This is a genomic window from Methyloversatilis sp. NSM2 (assembly GCF_038066675.1).
GTDB lineage: Bacteria > Pseudomonadota > Gammaproteobacteria > Burkholderiales > Rhodocyclaceae > Methyloversatilis > Methyloversatilis discipulorum_A.
In genome coordinates this window covers 1,181,173-1,198,629 of sequence record NZ_JBBUKV010000001.1, presented here as the reverse complement: position 1 = coordinate 1,198,629, position 17,457 = coordinate 1,181,173, and the positions used below count along the sequence as shown (strand labels likewise).

At 66.5% G+C, this 17,457-nt stretch carries 17 protein-coding genes; 8 read left to right on the top strand and 9 right to left on the bottom strand.

What is annotated here, in order from left to right; translation table 11 throughout:
* Nucleotides 1-7 precede the first annotated feature (7 nt).
* From WJU27_RS05450 to WJU27_RS05440, 3 genes are all read left to right on the top strand, one after another.
* Nucleotides 8-400, top strand: a complete 393-nt coding sequence (locus WJU27_RS05450; protein WP_341421377.1) for a DUF4398 domain-containing protein — start codon at nucleotides 8-10, stop codon at nucleotides 398-400.
* A complete protein-coding gene (locus WJU27_RS05445) occupies nucleotides 400-1,308 on the top strand; it encodes an OmpA family protein (RefSeq protein WP_341421376.1) in 909 nt (302 codons plus the stop codon). Before WJU27_RS05450 ends, WJU27_RS05445 begins: the two co-directional genes overlap by 1 nt.
* 255 nt (nucleotides 1,309-1,563) lie before the next feature.
* Nucleotides 1,564-2,187 carry a Crp/Fnr family transcriptional regulator gene (locus tag WJU27_RS05440; protein WP_445928427.1) on the top strand — a complete coding sequence of 208 codons (624 nt, stop codon included), beginning with the start codon at nucleotides 1,564-1,566 and terminating at the stop codon, nucleotides 2,185-2,187.
* Between the two features lie 55 nt (nucleotides 2,188-2,242).
* Here the strand turns inward: WJU27_RS05440 and WJU27_RS05435 are convergent, their stop codons facing one another.
* From WJU27_RS05435 to WJU27_RS05420, 4 genes are all read right to left on the bottom strand, one after another.
* A complete protein-coding gene (locus tag WJU27_RS05435; RefSeq protein ID WP_341421374.1) occupies nucleotides 2,243-5,167 on the bottom strand; it encodes an EAL domain-containing protein in 2,925 nt (974 codons plus the stop codon).
* A gap of 87 nt (nucleotides 5,168-5,254) precedes the next feature.
* On the bottom strand, nucleotides 5,255-6,418 hold the full coding sequence (locus WJU27_RS05430; protein ID WP_341421373.1) for a methyl-accepting chemotaxis protein: 1,164 nt from the start codon (nucleotides 6,416-6,418) through the stop codon (nucleotides 5,255-5,257).
* Between the two features lie 175 nt (nucleotides 6,419-6,593).
* Entirely contained in the window at nucleotides 6,594-7,292 is a 699-nt protein-coding gene (locus WJU27_RS05425) for a Bax inhibitor-1/YccA family protein (protein WP_020164592.1), read from the bottom strand.
* Nucleotides 7,293-7,349: 57 nt separating this feature from the next.
* Nucleotides 7,350-7,688 carry a hypothetical protein gene (locus WJU27_RS05420; protein WP_020164593.1) on the bottom strand — a complete coding sequence of 113 codons (339 nt, stop codon included), beginning with the start codon at nucleotides 7,686-7,688 and terminating at the stop codon, nucleotides 7,350-7,352.
* 109 nt (nucleotides 7,689-7,797) lie between these two features.
* Here WJU27_RS05420 and WJU27_RS05415 point away from each other — a divergent pair, with 109 nt between their 5' ends.
* The gene (locus WJU27_RS05415) at nucleotides 7,798-8,670 is read left to right on the top strand and encodes a LysR family transcriptional regulator (RefSeq protein WP_020164594.1); all 873 of its coding nucleotides are present in this window, start codon (nucleotides 7,798-7,800) and stop codon (nucleotides 8,668-8,670) included.
* Nucleotides 8,671-8,689: 19 nt separating this feature from the next.
* Here WJU27_RS05415 and WJU27_RS05410 read toward each other — a convergent pair whose 3' ends face one another.
* The 4 genes from WJU27_RS05410 to WJU27_RS05395 all read right to left on the bottom strand — a co-directional run bounded on the left by WJU27_RS05410 (nucleotide 8,690) and on the right by WJU27_RS05395 (nucleotide 12,024).
* A complete protein-coding gene (locus WJU27_RS05410) occupies nucleotides 8,690-9,538 on the bottom strand; it encodes a hypothetical protein (protein ID WP_020164595.1) in 849 nt (282 codons plus the stop codon).
* Nucleotides 9,539-9,572: 34 nt separating this feature from the next.
* On the bottom strand, nucleotides 9,573-10,232 hold the full coding sequence (locus tag WJU27_RS05405; protein WP_341421372.1) for a PEP-CTERM sorting domain-containing protein: 660 nt from the start codon (nucleotides 10,230-10,232) through the stop codon (nucleotides 9,573-9,575).
* 196 nt (nucleotides 10,233-10,428) lie between these two features.
* Entirely contained in the window at nucleotides 10,429-11,079 is a 651-nt protein-coding gene (locus tag WJU27_RS05400; RefSeq protein WP_341421371.1) for a lamin tail domain-containing protein, read from the bottom strand.
* A gap of 30 nt (nucleotides 11,080-11,109) precedes the next feature.
* Complete coding sequence (locus WJU27_RS05395) at nucleotides 11,110-12,024, bottom strand: SdiA-regulated domain-containing protein (RefSeq protein WP_341421370.1); 915 nt, start codon at nucleotides 12,022-12,024, stop codon at nucleotides 11,110-11,112.
* Between the two features lie 186 nt (nucleotides 12,025-12,210).
* On the opposite strand from WJU27_RS05395, the gene WJU27_RS05390 reads away from it, so the two are divergent.
* The gene (locus WJU27_RS05390) at nucleotides 12,211-12,657 is read left to right on the top strand and encodes an MEKHLA domain-containing protein (protein ID WP_019918315.1); all 447 of its coding nucleotides are present in this window, start codon (nucleotides 12,211-12,213) and stop codon (nucleotides 12,655-12,657) included.
* Nucleotides 12,654-13,865 carry a M20 aminoacylase family protein gene (locus WJU27_RS05385; protein WP_341421369.1) on the top strand — a complete coding sequence of 404 codons (1,212 nt, stop codon included), beginning with the start codon at nucleotides 12,654-12,656 and terminating at the stop codon, nucleotides 13,863-13,865. Before WJU27_RS05390 ends, WJU27_RS05385 begins: the two co-directional genes overlap by 4 nt.
* Before the next feature lie 236 nt (nucleotides 13,866-14,101).
* Here WJU27_RS05385 and WJU27_RS05380 read toward each other — a convergent pair whose 3' ends face one another.
* A complete protein-coding gene (locus tag WJU27_RS05380) occupies nucleotides 14,102-15,727 on the bottom strand; it encodes a hypothetical protein (protein WP_341421368.1) in 1,626 nt (541 codons plus the stop codon).
* A gap of 133 nt (nucleotides 15,728-15,860) precedes the next feature.
* Between WJU27_RS05380 and WJU27_RS05375 the strand changes: the two genes are divergently transcribed.
* The gene (locus WJU27_RS05375) at nucleotides 15,861-16,337 is read left to right on the top strand and encodes a Crp/Fnr family transcriptional regulator (protein ID WP_020164601.1); all 477 of its coding nucleotides are present in this window, start codon (nucleotides 15,861-15,863) and stop codon (nucleotides 16,335-16,337) included.
* A complete protein-coding gene (locus tag WJU27_RS05370; protein ID WP_020164602.1) occupies nucleotides 16,334-17,455 on the top strand; it encodes an AI-2E family transporter in 1,122 nt (373 codons plus the stop codon). Before WJU27_RS05375 ends, WJU27_RS05370 begins: the two co-directional genes overlap by 4 nt.
* The last annotated feature ends 2 nt before the right edge of the window (nucleotides 17,456-17,457 follow it).

Below are 17,457 nucleotides of genomic sequence, written 5' to 3'. Positions count from 1 at the left end.
ACACGATATGAACAAGCATTCCAGCCCGTACCGGGCAGGCCGGCAGGGTGTTGCCGCAGTGGCGGTGCTGATTGCGCTCGTCGGCTGTGCGTCGACACCACCGCCCACCGCATCACTGCAGGCGGCCGAGCGGGCCATCGCGAGCGCCGAGCAGGCACGCGTGACCGACTTTGCCGCCAACGAACTGGGCGAGGCTCGCGACAAGCTCAATGCCGCCCGTGACGCCGTGCGGCAGGAGGACATGGGGCGTGCGTATCGACTGGCCGAACAGTCCCGCGCCGCCGCCGAACTGGCCTCCGCCCGTGCCGCTCTGGCACGGGCCCGCGCGGTGAATGCGGACATGAGTCGCAGCACCGACACGCTGAAGCAGGAAATGCAGCGCAACACCGGAGACCGCTGATGGACACCACCCGATACGCCGCAACCCGACTGGGGGCAGCCGTTCTGAGCACGCTCGCACTGGCCGCCTGTTCGACACTGCCTGACTCTTCACCCGGTGCCGACGCGGCACGCAACAGGCTGGCGCAACTGCAGGCCGACCCGCAGCTGGCGCGCCGCGCTCCGGAGGCGCTCCGCGATGCCGAAGCGGCGGTGCGCGAGGCGGAGTTGCCGCCGCGCGACAGCGAGCAGGGGGCACATCGCGTCGTGATGGCTGAACGCAGGATTGATATCGCGCGGGCACTGGCCGAAGCGCGGCTGGCGGAAGACCAGCGCAGCCAGCTCGCCGCGCAGCGCGAAGGCGCGCGACTGGATGCCCGGACGCGTGAGGCCGACGTCGCTCGGGACGATGCCACATCGGCGCGCAGCGACGCCGAGGACGCCCGCGGCGACGCCGAACTGTCGCGCCGTCAGGCCGAGACTGCGCGCGCGGATGCGGCCAGGGCGGAACAGGCGAATGCGGACGCTCAGGCACGGATGGATGAGCTCGAAGCCCGTCCGACCGATCGCGGTCTGGTCATCACGCTGGGTGACGTGCTGTTTAGCAGCGGCGAAGCGGGGTTGATCGCAGGCGTCGCACCGGACCTGGACAAGCTTGCGGCGTTCATGGAGGCCTATCCGGAGCGCACCGCGACAGTCGAGGGGCACACCGACAACGTGGGCCGCGGTGACGCCAATCTCGGCCTGTCGCAGCGACGGGCCGATTCGGTGAAGGCCTATCTGGTGGCCCGCGGCGTTTCGTCGTCGCGCATCGTCGCCTCCGGCATGGGCGAACATGCACCGATCGCCAGCAACGAATCCGCCAACGGGCGGCAGCAGAACCGCCGCGTCGACATCATCATCAACACCGCGGGCGACGGTCGCCGCTGACGCAATGGATATTTCCGGGCAGTCCTGCCCGGCCCGGGCACTATGTACGGTAACGCACATAGCGCCTGGGTGATCGCTTGCTATAGTTAGTTCAGTAGTTCTCCGGCGTGCTTGCAGCACGCTTTTTTTTCGATTACCCAAAGTCGCTGGAGGGCGCTGAACGTGAACGCCGCAGACCCGAAAAGCAACCGTCTGCTTGCCGCCCTGCCCGAGGCCGACTGGCTGCGATGGCAGCCCCTCCTGGAATGGGTCGATATGCCGCTGGGCGAGGTGCTGTACGAATCCGGCCGCACCCTCAGCCATGTCTACTTTCCGACCAGCGCCATCGTGTCGCTGCTGTACGTAATGGAGAACGGCGCCTCGGCGGAGATCGCCGTGGTCGGCAACGAAGGCGTAGTCGGCATTTCGCTGTTCATGGGCGGCGAGTCGACGCCCAGCCGCGCGGTCGTGCAGAGTGCCGGCAGGGGCGTGCGCATGCGCGCGCAGACGATCAAGGAAGAATTCAACCGCGCCGGCCCAGTCATGCATCTGTTGCTGCGCTACACGCAGGCGCTGATCACACAGATGGCGCAGACGGCGGTGTGCAACCGCCACCACACCCTGGACCAGCAGCTGTGCCGCTGGCTGCTGCTGAGCCTGGACCGCTTGCAGGGCAGCGAGCTGACGATGACGCAGGAACTGATCGCCAACATGCTGGGCGTGCGTCGCGAAGGGGTGACCGAGGCGGCGTTGAAACTGCAGAAGATCGGCCTGATCCGCTATGCGCGCGGGCATATCCACGTGCTCGACCGGGAAGGGCTGGAGGCGCGTACCTGCGAGTGCTACGCGGTGGTGAAGAAGGAATACGACAGACTGCTGCCTGACCGCACGGCGACGTAGTGCCCGTCGCGGGTCAGGTAGTCCGCGATGCAATGCGTCCTGCAGCGAACATGTTCTATCCCACCCCCATCATGTGCGCAAAGCCGTGCGGTGACGCCTGCTGCATTTTCAGCAAGGCCTCGAATTCCGCAGCCGGCAGCGGTTTCGCGAACAGGTAACCCTGCGCGTAGTCGCAGCCCAGCCCGTCGAGGATGTCGCGTTGCGCCACCGTTTCGACGCCTTCCGCCACCACCTCGATGCCCAGCTTGTGCGCCAGCAGCACGATGGCCTCCGGCAGAGCCGTGCCGGAGGGATCCACGGTCATGTTGCGGACAAAGGACTGGTCGAGCTTCAGGTAGTCCATGTCGAACTTGCTCAGATATGACAGCGCCGAATAGCCGGTGCCGAAGTCGTCGATCGAAATCTGCATGCCCGCCTCGCGGAATTTTTGCAGTTGTCGCGACACGCTGCTGCTGGCGTCGAGCAGCAGGCTTTCGGTGATTTCGATCACCACGCTGTCGCCCGGCAGGCCGAGCGCTTCGATGTGGGCCACCCAGTTGGCGTGGCCCTCGCTGCGCGCGAATTGGGCCGGCGACATGTTCACGCCCATCTGCAGTTCCGGCGCGTAGTGCGCACGCCAGTGCAGCAGCTGGCGGGTCGCGTCGCGGAACACGCGGTCGCCGATCGGCACGATGAGGCCGGTTTCCTCGGCCAGCGGGATGAAATCGGCCGGGCTGACCAGGCCGCGCTCCGGATGCATCCAGCGCAACAGCGCCTCGGCCTTGTGGATGCGCCCGCTGCTCAGGCTGATGATGGGCTGGTAGTGCAGCACGAACTGGTCGTTGTCGACCGCGGTGCGCAGGTCCTGCACCAGTTGCTGGCGCCTGAGCGCCGCCTCCTGCATCGAACTGACGAAGTAGTTGAAGCGGTCGCGCCCGGCATCCTTGGCGCCGTACATCGCCTGGTCGGCGTTGCGGATCAGGCTGTCGGCGTCGGTGCCATCCTGCGGGTAGACGGTGATGCCGATGCTGGCCGACAGGTGGGCATGAGCGTGGCCCAGTTCGAACGGTGCCTGCAGCGCACGCAGCACGTCGCCGGCGATGCGTTCGGTCCCCGCGGCGTCGTCCTGTTCCGACAGGATGACGGTGAACTCGTCGCCGCCCAGCCGCGCCACCGTGTCGGACTCGCGCACGCAAGCTGTGATGCGGCGCGCGGCCTCGATCAGCACGAGGTCACCGGTCTGGTGACCGAAGGCGTCATTCACGTCCTTGAAGCGATCGAGGTCGATGAACATCAGCACCATCGGACGACCGCTGCGGTGCGACTTGCGCAGTTCCTGCTCCAGCCGGTCGCGGAACATGCGGCGGTTCGGCAGCTGGGTCAGCACGTCGTAGTTCGCCTGCGTCCAGATCAGCTCCTCGGTGCGCTTCTGTTCGGTGATGTCGCGGATGAAAGCGCTGAACTCGTAGGTGCCGCGATGCATGTTGGCGGAGATCGTCAGTTCGATCGGCAGATCGTGTCCGTGACGATGACGGCCGCTGATCTTGACACGCTTGTTCAGCACCGGGCCGACGCCCGATGCCATGAAGTGTTTCAGGCCGCGCACGTGAGCGTCGCGGAATTCCGGAGGAATGATCACGTCGTGCATCGGCCGGCCCAGCACCTCGGTTCGCGACCAGCCGAATATCCGTTCGGCCTGCGGGTTCCAGCCGGTGATCAGGCCGTCAGCGTTCATCTGCACGACCGCGTCGAGCGCAGACTCGATGATGGCGCGCATGCGCGCATCGTCCTCTTCGCGCGCCGCCATCAGGCCGGTCAGGCCGTCGGCCATTTCGTTGAAGCTGGCCGCGACCTGCGCCAGCTCGTCCTGGCTGTCCGGGCGGATGCGTACCTTCAGGTCACCGCCGGCCAGCGCGTGTGCCGACGCGGCGAGTCCGGCCACGGTCCGCGTGATCGCGAAATAGCCGCCGATGGCACAGTAGGCCGCTCCGACGAGCAGCAGCAGGGCGACGCCGAGGGTCGTGTACAACGCCTGGTCGAGCCGGTCGATACGCTGGCGGATCAGGTCTTCGGCGGTCGGCAGCAGCGACTGTTCGATCTGACGATAGATGCGGTCGATGGCCGCCGTCGTGCCGTCGTAGAACACCTGCGGTGACAGCGCGGTCTGTCCGGAAGACGCCAGCAACTGCGTCTCGACCTGACGCACGATGCTGCCCAGCGAGTCGGCGATATCTACCGCCGACCTCGATACCGCCTCCTGCAGCGACGGGTTGTAGCGGCCGGTCTTCTCGATGTTGTAACTGGCGCTCTTGCGCGCGGCATCGAGCTCGGCGACCAGCGCTGACATTTCGATCAGCTGTTGCGGCGTCGCCGACCCGGCCGCAAGGATGACGGTGCCGAAGGCACGTACCCTGCCCAGTCGCTCTATCGTCGCTGGCAGCTTGCTCACGCTGCTGTCGATCAGATAATAGGAAGCGGGCTCGGGGTCCAGCGTCAGCAGATAGCGGTCGGCGACGTCGGCCTCGAAATTGAGCATGTGCTCGATCAGCCGCGTGTGCACCTCGAAATTGATTTCCGGCGACCAGCCCGGCCCCTGCATGCGCAGACGTTCCCACTCGGTGCGGATGTCGAAGAAGTCACGACTGGTGGTCAGATCGCGCGGGAGTTCGTGCACCAGCACGTCGAAAGCGGCGGTGACCTCCGCCTCGCGCGCCTCGCGCTCCGACCGCATCGCCACGACGCCCCCCAGTTCGCCGGCAATCAGGCCGCGATGCTTCTGCAGCGACTGCACGACCTGCGTCAGCGTGCGGATGCGCGCGATGCCTTCAAGCTCGTACCGGGCCGCGCGGATATCGGCGCTCAGACTGCTGTAGAGGTTGTAGACTACGACCGCGAAGGCGAACAGCACCATGGAGCCCAGCACCGCGAACTTGCGGGGGTAGTCCAGCCGGTTCATCAGTCGGATGGCGGGACTGAACAGTGTGCGGATGCCGCTTGCCATTTATCTCTGATGCCTGCCTTGCTGCGTACTTGGAGTCGGATTTGCCGACGGGTGCAGGCGACGCCGTCCGCGGGGTGGCGGAGGTGATCAGGTCTTGAAGGCCTGCACCGCGGCTTGCAGTGTCTGTGCCGCGCTGGCCACTTCATTGCCCTGCCGGGCGGTTTCCTGCGCACCGTGCGCGCTCTCTTCCGACAGCGCGAACAGTACGTCGTTGTTGCGCACGATCTCGCTCACCGCCGCGTTCTGCACGCTGAGGCTGCTGCTGATCGTGGTCGACTTGCCCGACAGTTCGAGCAGACGCTGCAGGATGTCGTCGAACTCGCTGACCGCGGCCGCCGTGTTCTGCGTGGCGCCATTCACTTCCTCGCTCGAACTGCGGACCAGCGCGATCGTCTGTTCGGCGTCGTCGCGGATGCGCACCACCAGTTGGCTGATGTCGTTTGCCGACGCCTGGCTGCGCTGCGCGAGCTTGCGCACCTCGTCGGCCACCACCGCAAAGCCGCGGCCCTGTTCGCCGGCACGGGCGGCCTCGATGGCGGCGTTCAGCGCCAGCAGATTGGTCTGATCGGACAGTTCCTTGATCAGTTCGTTGATGCGGTTGATCGCACGCGAGTCTTCGACCAACTGCTCGATCACGGTGAGCGAGCTGGCCATCTTGTCGGAGGCGGCATGTACGCTGGTCAGCGATGCCTGCAGCGTCGTCTTGCCCGCCTGCGATGCTTCGCCGGCGCTGCGCGCCAGTTCGCTGGCCTCGTGCGACAGCGACTCGACCTCGCGGATGTTGCCGCTCATCTGTTCGATCGCGCTGCCGACGGCGCGGATCGAATCGAGCTGGCGGGTACCGTTCTCGCGCGCAGCGCCGGAGAAGGTGGACAGGTCCACCGCGGCACTGGTCAGCGTGCCCGACAGCCCTTGCACGCGCTCGACCAGCTGCTTCACCGCCTTGCGGGCCGCGTTGTACTCGTAGCACAGCCAAGCGAAATCGTCCTTGCCGTCTAGGCTCAGCTTGCAGTCGAGGTGGCCCTTGGCCAGCGCATTGAGGCCGCCGACGATCACTTCGGCGCGCTGGCCGTAGAAGCGACCAATCATCGCACCGGTCACTGCGCCGCCGATCAGCAGTACCAGCGAAGCACCGATCTGCAGCGGCCAGTTCTCCCAGCCAGAGGCGACGTTCAGCACGACGCAGCAGACCAGCGCCGACGAGGCGCCGAACAGTGCAAAGGCTTTGCGCACACTCAGATTCTTCAACATGGCTCCTCCGGCGGGCGTGTGTTGTCTGTTGCCCGGGTGCCGCGGCTACCCGTCTTGCAGGGTAACGGGTGCATTTCCCGGTTTCTTGAGCCGGCGCGGTCGCGTTGCGGGACGAAAAAAAGTCCGCGGGCGGCGGGCGCCGCGCGCGGACAACCGGGATCGCACCGGAGGAGTGTCAGTCGTTGCTGCTGCCCATGAAGCCGAACAACTGCAGCAGCGAGGTGAAGAGGTTGAAGATCGACACGAACAGGCCAGTGGTGGCCATCACGTAGTTCGTTTCGCCGCCGCGCACGATGCGCTGCGTCTCGAAGGCGATCATGCCGGCCATCAGCAGCACCACTGCAGCGGACACGGTCAGCGACAGCGCCGGGATCTGGAAGAACATGGCGCCCAGACCGGCCAGCACCGCCACCACCATGCCGATGAACAGGAAGCTGCCCATGCCCGACAGGTCGCGCTTCGTCACCGTCGCCCAGCCGGACATCGCGAGGAAGACGCCCGCGGTGGCGCCGAGCGCCAGCGTGATGGTCTGGCTGCCGCCGGGCAGGCTCATTACCGCATTCAGCAGCGGGCCGATGGTGTAGCCCATGAAGCCGGTCAGCGCGAAGGTGAGCAGCACGCCTGCGCCGCTGTCGCGGAACTTGTTGACTGCGAACAGCAGGCCGAAGTAGCCGGCCAGCGTCAGCAGAATGCCCGGTGCAGGCCAGCGCGCCGCCATGGCGACGTAGGCGATCAGGGCGCTGAACGCCAGATTCATGCCGAGCAGCATATAGGTATTGCGCAGCACCTTGCGGCCGGCGCCGTCGATGACGACTGCGTCGGCGACCTCGGCGCGCAGGCCGAGCGGGGTGGTACGGGGATATCGATGTTCCATGTCTGTATTACTCCATTCGTTGAAAGCGTTGAAACGGATGCGCCTGATCGTGCTGGCTCATTCGGTCTGGAAATTCAGTGTCCGGGCGGATGGCTGCTGCCGGGCGCGGCGCACGGTGCGCAGCAGGCGCTGCGCTGCGCGGGCGAGGGCGGCGTCGAGCGCACCGCGCCAGTCGCGCGAACGCGCGCTGACCACCACCGGTTCGCTGCCTATCATCTGCAGTTCGACGCGCACCTCCTTGTCGACGCCACCGCGCGGACCATTGGTGTCGTCGAGCTTCACCTTCGCTCTCGGCACGCGCCAGGCGAGTCGCCGCAGCACGAAGCGCAGCCGGTTCTCGGCCACGCTGCGCAGGGCACTGACTTCCGGATTCCGTGATTCGACGATGACTTCCATGGCGGACCTCCTGTGTGGGATGGAAGCGCCACCTTACGCGCGTGTGCGTTTCCTAAAAATAGATGTTTGTAGTAGCTTTACTTCGTAAATTACGAAGTCAAAGGCATCCATGCTGAACTACCGCCACCTCTATTACTTCTGGGTCGCCACCAAGGAGGGCGGCATCGCCCGTGCAGCCGAGCGGCTGGACATGGCGGTGCAGACGGTGAGCACACAGATCCGCGAACTGGAGCGCGCGCTCGGTCACGCGCTGTTCAAGCCGTCCGGCCGCACCGTGGAGCTCACCCCGGCCGGCAGCGCGGCGCTGCGTCTGGCGGAACAGATCTTCCAGCTCGGCGAGCAACTGCCGCTGGCGGTGCGCGAAGCGGCTCAGGCGCAGGGCGTGCGTCTGTCGGTGGGCATTTCCGACGGCCTGCCAAAACCGGCGGCGCGCCATCTGCTGGCGCCTGCTACCGATACGCCGGGCCTGCATCTGATCTGCGTCGAGGGCAAGTTCGATGAGTTGCTGGCCGATCTCGCCCTGCACAAGCTCGACGTCGTTCTGGCCGACCGCCCGGCACCGGTCAATCCGAATCTGCGGGTCTACAGTCACGCGGTCGGTGACGCGGCGCTCGCCTGGTACGCGCCGGCCGCACTAGCGACACAGTCCGGAGAGGGCTTTCCGGCCTGCCTCGACCGCATGCCGCTGCTGCTGCCGACGCGTCACTCGGCAGTGCGCGCGCGCATCGACGACTGGTTCGAACGCAAGGGGCTGCATCCGCACGTCGCCGGCGAATTCGAGGACAGTGCGTTGCTCGCCACCTTCGGCGAAAGCGGGCTCGGCGCCTTTCCGGCGACAGAGTGGTCACACGAGGAATTCACGCACCACCGCCAGTTGCAGCTACTCGGCCGCTGTACCGAAGTGGTCGAACACTTCTACGCGATCTCCGCCGAACGGCGTGTACAGCATCCGCTGGTGCAGAAGCTGCTGGCGGGGCACTGACGCGACCCGATAGACCCACTCAGTGCGTCGTCACGGCGACCCGTTCGGACGCGGTTACGCCGACGATCCAGCCCTCGACCGGATCGATGTGCAGCGGCAGGCCGTAGCCGGCATCGCGTCGCATCCACGCCCACGCGGCCTCGACCAGACAGAGCACGCAATCGAGCGTATCGCCGGTACCGTCGGTGGTCATCGCCTCTAGCAGCGGCGCATCGTCACAGCAGAGCGGCACGCCCAGCGGATGCTGACCACGCAGCAGCGCCTCGACCAGAAGCATGCGGTTGGCCAGGCGCTCGCGTGTCTGGCCGGTGGCGGCTTCGCTCTTGTAGGAGCCGGCGACGATGCTGCGCGCCAGCCAGCCCGGATAGGCCTCCAGTGCGATGCGACGGGCGTCGCCACCGTGCATGCCGGGGATGTGGACACCGGCGGCGAGCAGTCGGCGCGCGCCCTCCTGGAACATCCACCCGACCGGTGGATTGACGAACTTGAGCGGGCTGTGCGATCCGGCAGGACGGTCGGTCACGCGGTGCGGATACTTCTGGCCCGCCGGGCGCTGCGCGCGCTCGGCGTCGGCCAGGTTCTTGAATTCGCTGCGCGAAAGCGCCGTGACGGCCTGCACCATGCCGGCCCAGTCGGTCGGCCAGCCGTGCTCGAGCACTGATTCGCGCGGCAGGCCGAAAGGAAAGTCGAAAGCCCCGAGCCACGGGCCCGGGCGATTCAGGAACGCCTCGAATCCGTCCCAGGACGGAAAGCGCTCGATGCCCTCGAGGACCAGCCCGCGATCTGCCACCACCGTGCCGCGGGCGACGGTGATCGGCTTGCGGGCCGAGGGCGACGACGTGAAATCGATGCCGTACAGCGTGCTCATGGGCGCAGCATACGCCCGAAGGGCGAAATTCTGACTATCGGCGGTCTGCCCCTATGTTGCGCCGCAGCGCGATGAGCCCCAGGCCTGCGGCCAGCAGCAGGGCGGCCGACGGCTCCGGCACGGTGCTTGCGATCGACAGCGGAGGTACGCCATCGCCGCCCGAATTCTGGCTGATGCCGCCCGAAGCGTCGCCGTCCCGCCCCAGCTGGACGGAACCGCCCTGGGGGGAAGGCCGCGGGCCGGGCAGGCCGCCTCCGGCGGACAGCGTCAGCGTTGCGCCACCCGCCCCATTGAGCGGAAGGGTGGGCAGCGGACCATTTCCGGTCAGTGACGACGGGTGGGTAGGTGACACGGGGCGCGGCGTCGGGGCGATGCTATCGAGTGGGCCGCCTAGGCGCACTGTCGAATCGGAGTCGATGTCGATATGCGGCGCGACGAGCACGATTTCGGGGGCTTCCAGGGTCGAGCGCAGCAGCGTCAGGCTGCCGGATGCCTCCAGCACGAGTTTGATCGGGTCCGCGACCACGGCGTCGCTGAGAGAAAGGTTGCCGGCACACGACAGGTGGCCGAAGGTCGCGGACAAGCTGCTCAGCTCGCCGCTGCAGGATACGTTTCCCGCGATGGACGTGGCGTGTGCGACCGGGTTGAGCAGAACTGCGCCAATCAGCAAGGCAATGGCAAACGGCGTGCGCATCGGATGAGCTCCTCGGGACGTCTGTCGGCAGGCGACGGTATGTGCGCCGTCATCTTTACGCATATGTCCTGTCCTCTGCCATCGTCCGAAGGGGCGATCATGCAGTTCGGTTGATGTTCCCGATCTGTCTGCTGTTTTCCGTGTTGCCGGTGGGCCACGCAGCCCGTCGGGCCTGCGTGGCGTCAAGCAATGTCGATCAGGCGCGACGGCGGGCGGCGAAGCCGATCATGCCCAGGCCGGCCAGCAGCAGGGCGTAGGTTTCGGGTTCCGGTACGGCGGCGGCGAAGGCGGTGACGCCCGGGCTGGCCACGGCACCGCTGAGCGACACGTAGGAACCTTCGGCGTCGCCGACCGACGACAGCACCCACTGTGTTGCGTCGTTCGCGCCGAGCGCGGCTTCCGACGAGGCGCGGCCGCTGACGCCCTGGGTGCGCGGGCCACCGGCGGTGCTGTTGTCGCCGTAAGTCAGGCGGTCGATCAGCGAACCGGAGGCGTCGAACAGATTCAGTTCGTCGGCGCGGCCGATGTTGTTGGTGTAGCCGCCCAGCACCTTGACGCCAGCGTCGAGGTTCCAGTCGAGGCGGAAGGTGTCGGCATCGATTTCCGTGATGACCACCGATTCTCCGGCGCCGACCAGACCGAAGCCGCTCAGGTCGAACACGCCCGGCAGACGGCTGTCGTCGTCATAGCTCCAGCCGGTGAAGTCGATGGCGCTGCTGCCGAGGTTGGTGAATTCGATGAACTCGCCGCTGCCGCCCGAGTACATCCATTCGGTGATGCGGACTTCGGCATGGGCCAGTTGAGGGGCGAGGCCAGCTGCGAACAGCAGAGCGATGAGCTTGTTCATGATTGTTGTCTCCGTTGTGAATGAGAGGGATCAGAAAGACATGCGACGACGCGCGGTGGCACCGATCAGGCTGAGGCCCGCCAGCATCAGCGCGGCCATCCCGGGTTCCGGCACCGGCGGAGTGGGCGCCAGCACATACAGACGCGGCGTTTCGCCGACGATGTAGATGACGCCATTGCCGTCGATGGTGACGCCTTCGGCATCGCCGGCGATGGCCGAGAAATCGAAGCTGCTCAGGATCTGTCCGCTACGGTTCACTTCCATCAGACGCGGCGTTTCCTGGCTGAACACCAGCAGATTGTCCTCGTCGGTCGTGCCGCGCAGCGACTGCACCGTGTTCAGCACCTGCACGCCGGACAGGTCCAGCGTGCCGAAGATCTGGGCGAACGGATTGGCCGGCGGCACCAGTTCGGTGACCGCTGCGGAACCGTTGGCGAAGTCGAGGGCCGCGTCATAGACGGCCTGCGGCACTTTCTCCTTCACCAGCACGAAGCGGCCGCTCAGCGGATCGTAGGAAATGTCTTCCAGACCGATGTTGCCGACGGTGGGACCGACCGACACGGAAGGCAGGTTGTTGCGGCCGATCGCGCCGCCGGCCTGGTAGCTGAACAGGTAGACGTCCTGCAGGCGTTCCTCGACGATGGCGAACTGACCATTGCCGACATAGGTGAGGCCTTCGGTGTCGTCGAAGCCGAACAGGTTCATCGAACTGATCATCTGGCCCTGCTTGTTCACCTCGACCACGTAGTCGCCTTCGTCGCCGACGACGAACAGCGTGTCGCTGTCCCAGTTCCAGGTGACGGCCGAGGCTTCGGACGCGCGTGCAGCGGGCAGGTCGTAGGTGGCGACCAGGCTGTAGTTCGCCAGATCCAGGCTCGTGATCTGCGCCTGCACCGGGGCGATGAAGGCGAGGGCCAGCGCTGCTGCGCCCAATGTGAATTTCATGTTGCGGCTCCGTGAAGGTCGTTTCAGCCGCAACCATGCGTGGCGCGCGTTGCGCGCGCATGACGAACGATAGTCCGTCCGGACTACGCGCACCGAAAGCTGCCGAACGGGGTATCGCCTCCCGGCGGCGCCGGCCGCGTGGCGGAACCGGCCCGGCTCGTCGGCGAGCGATGGTATCTTTGGGCCATGAGTGCACCGCCCGACGACACCTTCCTGCGCGAGCACAGCGCATTGCTGGCCGACAGCTTTCACCGTGTGACCGGACAATTGCTGCCGTCCGATCCGCACACGCTGTATCACGCGCCGTTCGCGCTGGTTTCGCACGGCACGGAAGCCGACCCGGTGTTCAACTACGCCAATGCGTTCGCGCAGCAACTGTTCGGCTACGACTGGGCCACCTTCGTTACGCTGCCGTCGCGTCTGTCTGCACGCGCGCCGGAGCGCGACGAACGTGCCCGCCTGCTCGATCTGGTGACACGACAGGGCTATATCGCAGACTACTGCGGCATCCGCGTGCGCAGCGACGGCACGCTGTTCCGCATCAGTCGTGCCACGGTGTGGAACGTGATCGACGCCGACGGCGTGCTGCGCGGTCAGGCGGCGATGTTTTCCGATATCGAGGAATTGCAATGAGCAGCACGCACCCGCTGATCGAGGCGCTGGACGCGCGTGTCGAGCGCTGGACACATACCCGGCGTGATCTGCACGCCCATCCGGAACTTGCCTTCGAGGAAAATCGCACCGCCGAAGTGGTGGCGCGGACGCTGCGCGCAGCGGGCATCGAGGTGCACGAAGGCATCGGTCGCACCGGTGTGGTCGGTGTGCTCCGCAACGGTTCGGGCCGCGGCGCGATCGGCCTGCGTGCCGACATGGACGCGCTGCCGATGACCGAGCAGAACACCTTCGCTCATCGCTCGACGCATCCGGGACGCATGCACGGCTGCGGCCACGACGGGCATACCGCGATGCTGCTGGCGGCGGCCGAGTACCTGGCCGAGACGCGGGGCTTCGACGGCACCGTGTACTTCATCTTCCAGCCGGCGGAGGAGGGCATGGGCGGCGCGCCGGCGATGATCGCCGACGGCTTGTTCGAGCGCTTCCCGATGCAGGCGGTGTTCGGCCTGCACAACTGGCCCGGCCTGCCGGTCGGCCAGATGGCGGTGCATACCGGCCCGGCGATGGCCTGCAGCGATTCGATCGACATCACGATAGACGGACGCGGCGCGCACGCGGCCATGCCGCACCTGGGCGCCGACCCGGTGCTGGCCGGCGCGGCCATCGTGCAGTCGTTGCAGTCCATCGTGTCGCGCAACGTGCCGCCGGTCGAATGCGGCGTGGTCAGCATTACCCAGTTCAACGCCGGCGAGGCCTACAACGTGATTCCGCAGTCGGCGACGCTGCGCGGCACGGCGCGCGCCTTCACGCCCGAAGTGCGCGACCAGCTTGAAGCCGGCATCGCGCGCGTGGTCCAGGGCGTGGCGTCCGCCCACGGCGTCGCCGCGTCGACGACCTACCGTCGTGGTTATCCGCCGACCATCAACAGCGAAAGCGAAGCCGCCTTCTGCGCGACGGTCGCGCGGGAAGTGTTCGGCGACGGCTCAGTGCATACGAACTACCCGCCCAGCATGGGTGCCGAGGACTTCGCCTACATGCTGCAGGAGAAGCCCGGCTGCTACGTCTGGCTGGGTAACGGCGGCGGACCCGACGCAGCGTCCGACCCGGCGCATGCCGAAGGCGGCGGCTGCATGCTGCACAACCCGCGCTACGACTTCAACGATCGCATCATTCCGCTGGGCGTTGCCTACTGGACGCGGCTGGTCGAGCGCTGGCTGGAGGGCTGACCGCCCTGTGGGGGCGGCCTTCCGACCACGGCTGGGCGATCGTTGACCGCCGGCTTCGATTCTGGCGGCAATCGCGAGCAAGCTCACTCCCACAGAGAACCGCTCCCATGACGGGCAGGCGCAGCTCTTGTGGGAGCGACCTCCGGTCGCGATACGGCGATCGCCGGCCGCCGGCTTCGCTTCAGGTTGCCATCGCGAGCAAGCTCGCTCCACGGAGCGCTGACTCCGCTGGCAGATCAGGCACTGCGCAAACCAAGCCAGCGCGCCACCAGGATGGCGCTGACCGGCATGATGACGGCGATGGCCACCACGGTCAGCAGCAGCGGGGTCAGGTCGCCGTAGTTCGCGGCGGTCGTGACCGCACCGGTGGCCGGGTCCTTCACTTCGCGCGACAGCACGTAGATCTGGTTCAGGTACTTGGTGCCAAGCTGGCTGGCCGACAGCGCCAGATTGGTGAAGGACGCCATCACCGCGAAGAAGGTGGCCTTCAGGTGGGCGGGTGCCGAGTTGGCGATCCAGGCCAGCATCGGGATCATCGAAATCTGCCCCAGCGGCGATTCCAGCGCCGTATCAATCACCGCGATGAAGCGTGCGTCGACCACGCCGCCGGTCATGCGGGCGGTCCATTCGTGCAGGCCCAGGCTCATGCCCAGCGTCGGCATCGACAGGATGAAGCCGGCCGCGGTCAGCCAGCCGACCACATAGGTGATCGAGCGCTCGGCCATGAAGCGGCGGAACATGAACATGCCGATCAGCGTCAGCGTCGAGCCGATCAGTGACAGCACCGAAAAGAAGGCCTGGTCGAAACCGAGCACGTCTATGGTCCACCAGGACACGCCGGGGCCGGTGCCGGGCGTGGCGCGGAACATGAAGATGACCAGCGCAGTACCGATCAGCGTGTTGCGTGCGCTGGCGTCCAGCTCGCGGGTGAGCCGGGTCATCAGGAAGGCGATGATGGTGAAGGAGCCGACGAAGATGATTTCCTGGTTCCACTTCAGGTTGGAAAGGCCCATGCCCAGCGTGAACACGACGAACACCAGGCTGCCGCCGAGGATCCACCAGTTCGGTTCGGTGTGGCTGTCGGGGTCGCGCAGCAGCGCGGCAGCCTCGGCGCGCGACAGTCCGCGCGCCATGTGGGCCGCGATGGCACCGCGCTTGAGCCAGGCGGCGAAGGCGACACCGGCGACCGAAATGGCGGGAATGGCCAGCGCCATCAGGTAGATGTCGCGGTAGATCAGCACCTTTTCCGCCTCCGGCAGTTTTTCGGTGCCGGCGAACACGTAGAGGTTGATCAGCGCCACCAGCACGCTGCCGCCGATGATGGCGACACGGCCAAGCGTCTGCATCGTCGTGTGCATCAGCTTGAGCTGATGCGGCGGTACTTGACGCCCCTGCTCATCGACGTGCGGCACCGCCTCCACCGTCATCGCGTCGGCCACCGCGTCCTGCAGTACATAGCCGATGGGACTCAGCAGCACGCTGATGACGAACCAGGTATTGACCGGCAACACCGCCGCCATCGCGTCGCGCTCGGCGATCAGGCCGGCCATGATGAGCAGGCTGGCCGCGATCAGGCCGGCGCCGAGGTATATGAGCAGACTTTTGAACCGCCACAGCAGATCGACCAGATGGCCCATCGGCATCTTCAGAGCCCATGGGATGCCCACCCAGAAGCCCAGCATCGCCAGGAATTCGGCCGACAGCCCGAGGTAGTCCTTGACGAAGAAGGTGCCGACGATGCCGGTCAGGCCCTGTATGCCGGCGGCCATGTAGACCATCAGCGGCGGCAGGTAGGAGAGGCGCATTTCGCGCCCGAGGGAAAGGATGTTCAGATCGATCCAGCGCAGCAGTCGGGATGTCATGGTCTGTTCTTGTTTTGGCGATCGCGCCTGTGACCGGCAAGGATAGGGGGAATTCCGTGTGCCGTGGCGAAAGCGCCGGCGGAAAGCCGGTATGCTTGCGCGCTGACCGCCCACCTACGCCAGGAGCCCAGAAGTGCGTCTTTTCGGCCGCGACGACGACCGCGCAGCGCTGCAGCCGCTGCGCCAGATCAAGCTCTTTTCGTCGCTGACCGCGCGCGAGCTGAAGGTGGTACAGGCACTCCGCCACGAACGCCAGTATCTGGCCGGCGAAATCGTGTTCGACGAGGGCGACGAAGGGCAGGCCATCTATGCCGTGGTCGAGGGCGAGGTCGAAATACTGCGCGCCGACGGCAATCGCCAGCTGCGGCTGGCGCTGCTCGGCAGCGGTGAGGTGTTCGGTGAACTGGCGCTGCTCGATCAGGCGCCGCGGGCGGCGCAGGCGAGGGCATACAGCGACTGCCGGCTCGTGGTCTTCTTCCGCGCCGACTTCATGAGCCTGCTGGAAACCCATCCCAAGATCGCGTCCAAGATCGCACTGGCGCTGGCCCGTCATCTGGGCGGCCGGCTGCGCCAGGCCAATGCCGGCGCCCGCCAGGAAGGGCATCTGTGAGGCGGCTGCAGCCCTCGGGCGCCGGTCCCGTCGCCTGGTGCGGCATCCTGCTGGCGACCACACTTGCGCTCTATCTTTTCCAGCACGTGCTGTGGCTGGTGCTGCCCTTCCTGTTCGGGCTGATCGCCTACTACTTTCTCTACCCGCCGATGCAGCGGCTGATGTTCGCCGGCTTTTCGCAGGCGGCGGCGGCCAACATCACGGTCGGCGTGTTCGCCGTGCTGCTGGTCATCTGTTTCGTGCTGGTGCTGCCCTGGTTTGCCGCGCACGCCGTCAGCGTGCAGGACACCGGCCAGCGCTATCTGCAGGGCGGGCTGGCCTTGCTCGACGATACGCTGCGCGCGCTCGAGGCCCGTTCGCGCTTCATGCGCGACGCGCACGTGGCCGATGCGGTGAGCTCGCACATCGCCGCGGCGGGCGAGGGCTTTGCCCAGGAACGCCTGCCGGCGCTGATGCTGGGCATCGCTGCCTGGCTGCCGTCCTTCCTGCTGGCGCCTTTCCTCGCCTACTTCTTCCTGCGCGACGGCCGGCGCTTCCAGCGTTTCCTCGCGCGCGCCGTGCCGAACGCCTTTTTCGAGCGCACCTTGCACCTGCTGTACGAGGTCGATCGCACGACGCGCGCCTACTTCCAGGGGCTGATCAAGCTCACCGTGCTCGACGCTGCCTGTCTGGCCGCCGGCCTGTGGCTGATCGGGCTGTCGTCGCCGCTGATGCTGGGGCTGATCACCGCCGTACTGGCCTGGGTGCCTTACGTCGGCTCGATACTCGGCTGCGCGGTGGTGGTGATGGTGGCGGCGACCGACTTTCCGGGGTCGCCGTCGGTCGCCTATGCGGCGGTCGGGCTGTTCGTCTGCGTCCGTCTGCTCGACGATTTCGTGTTCATGCCGCTGACCATAGGACGCAGCCTGAAGATGCATCCGCTGGTGACCGTGCTGATGATTTTCGTCGGTGGCGCGGTCGCCGGCGTGGCTGGCCTGCTGCTCGTGCTGCCGGTGCTGGGCGTCGTGATGGTGATCGGCGAAACGGTGAGCATCGTCGCCTCCGATCCGCGACTTCACGCCCGGCACGCCCACGCGCGCCGGTTGCGCCTGCAGTCGGTCACGCGCGACCTGGGCTGACG

Bases quoted from the DNA above. Each gene is read 5' to 3' on its own strand.
- WJU27_RS05450 (WP_341421377.1), top strand. From the start codon at position 8: ATGAACAAGCATTCCAGCCCGTACCGGGCAGGCCGGCAGGGTGTTGCC.
- WJU27_RS05445 (WP_341421376.1), top strand. From the start codon at position 400: ATGGACACCACCCGATACGCCGCAACCCGACTGGGGGCAGCCGTTCTG.
- WJU27_RS05440 (WP_445928427.1), top strand. From the start codon at position 1,564: ATGCCGCTGGGCGAGGTGCTGTACGAATCCGGCCGCACCCTCAGCCAT.
- WJU27_RS05435 (WP_341421374.1), bottom strand. From the start codon at position 5,167: ATGGCAAGCGGCATCCGCACACTGTTCAGTCCCGCCATCCGACTGATG.
- WJU27_RS05430 (WP_341421373.1), bottom strand. From the start codon at position 6,418: ATGTTGAAGAATCTGAGTGTGCGCAAAGCCTTTGCACTGTTCGGCGCC.
- WJU27_RS05425 (WP_020164592.1), bottom strand. From the start codon at position 7,292: ATGGAACATCGATATCCCCGTACCACCCCGCTCGGCCTGCGCGCCGAG.
- WJU27_RS05420 (WP_020164593.1), bottom strand. From the start codon at position 7,688: ATGGAAGTCATCGTCGAATCACGGAATCCGGAAGTCAGTGCCCTGCGC.
- WJU27_RS05415 (WP_020164594.1), top strand. From the start codon at position 7,798: ATGCTGAACTACCGCCACCTCTATTACTTCTGGGTCGCCACCAAGGAG.
- WJU27_RS05410 (WP_020164595.1), bottom strand. From the start codon at position 9,538: ATGAGCACGCTGTACGGCATCGATTTCACGTCGTCGCCCTCGGCCCGC.
- WJU27_RS05405 (WP_341421372.1), bottom strand. From the start codon at position 10,232: ATGCGCACGCCGTTTGCCATTGCCTTGCTGATTGGCGCAGTTCTGCTC.
- WJU27_RS05400 (WP_341421371.1), bottom strand. From the start codon at position 11,079: ATGAACAAGCTCATCGCTCTGCTGTTCGCAGCTGGCCTCGCCCCTCAA.
- WJU27_RS05395 (WP_341421370.1), bottom strand. From the start codon at position 12,024: ATGAAATTCACATTGGGCGCAGCAGCGCTGGCCCTCGCCTTCATCGCC.
- WJU27_RS05390 (WP_019918315.1), top strand. From the start codon at position 12,211: ATGAGTGCACCGCCCGACGACACCTTCCTGCGCGAGCACAGCGCATTG.
- WJU27_RS05385 (WP_341421369.1), top strand. From the start codon at position 12,654: ATGAGCAGCACGCACCCGCTGATCGAGGCGCTGGACGCGCGTGTCGAG.
- WJU27_RS05380 (WP_341421368.1), bottom strand. From the start codon at position 15,727: ATGACATCCCGACTGCTGCGCTGGATCGATCTGAACATCCTTTCCCTC.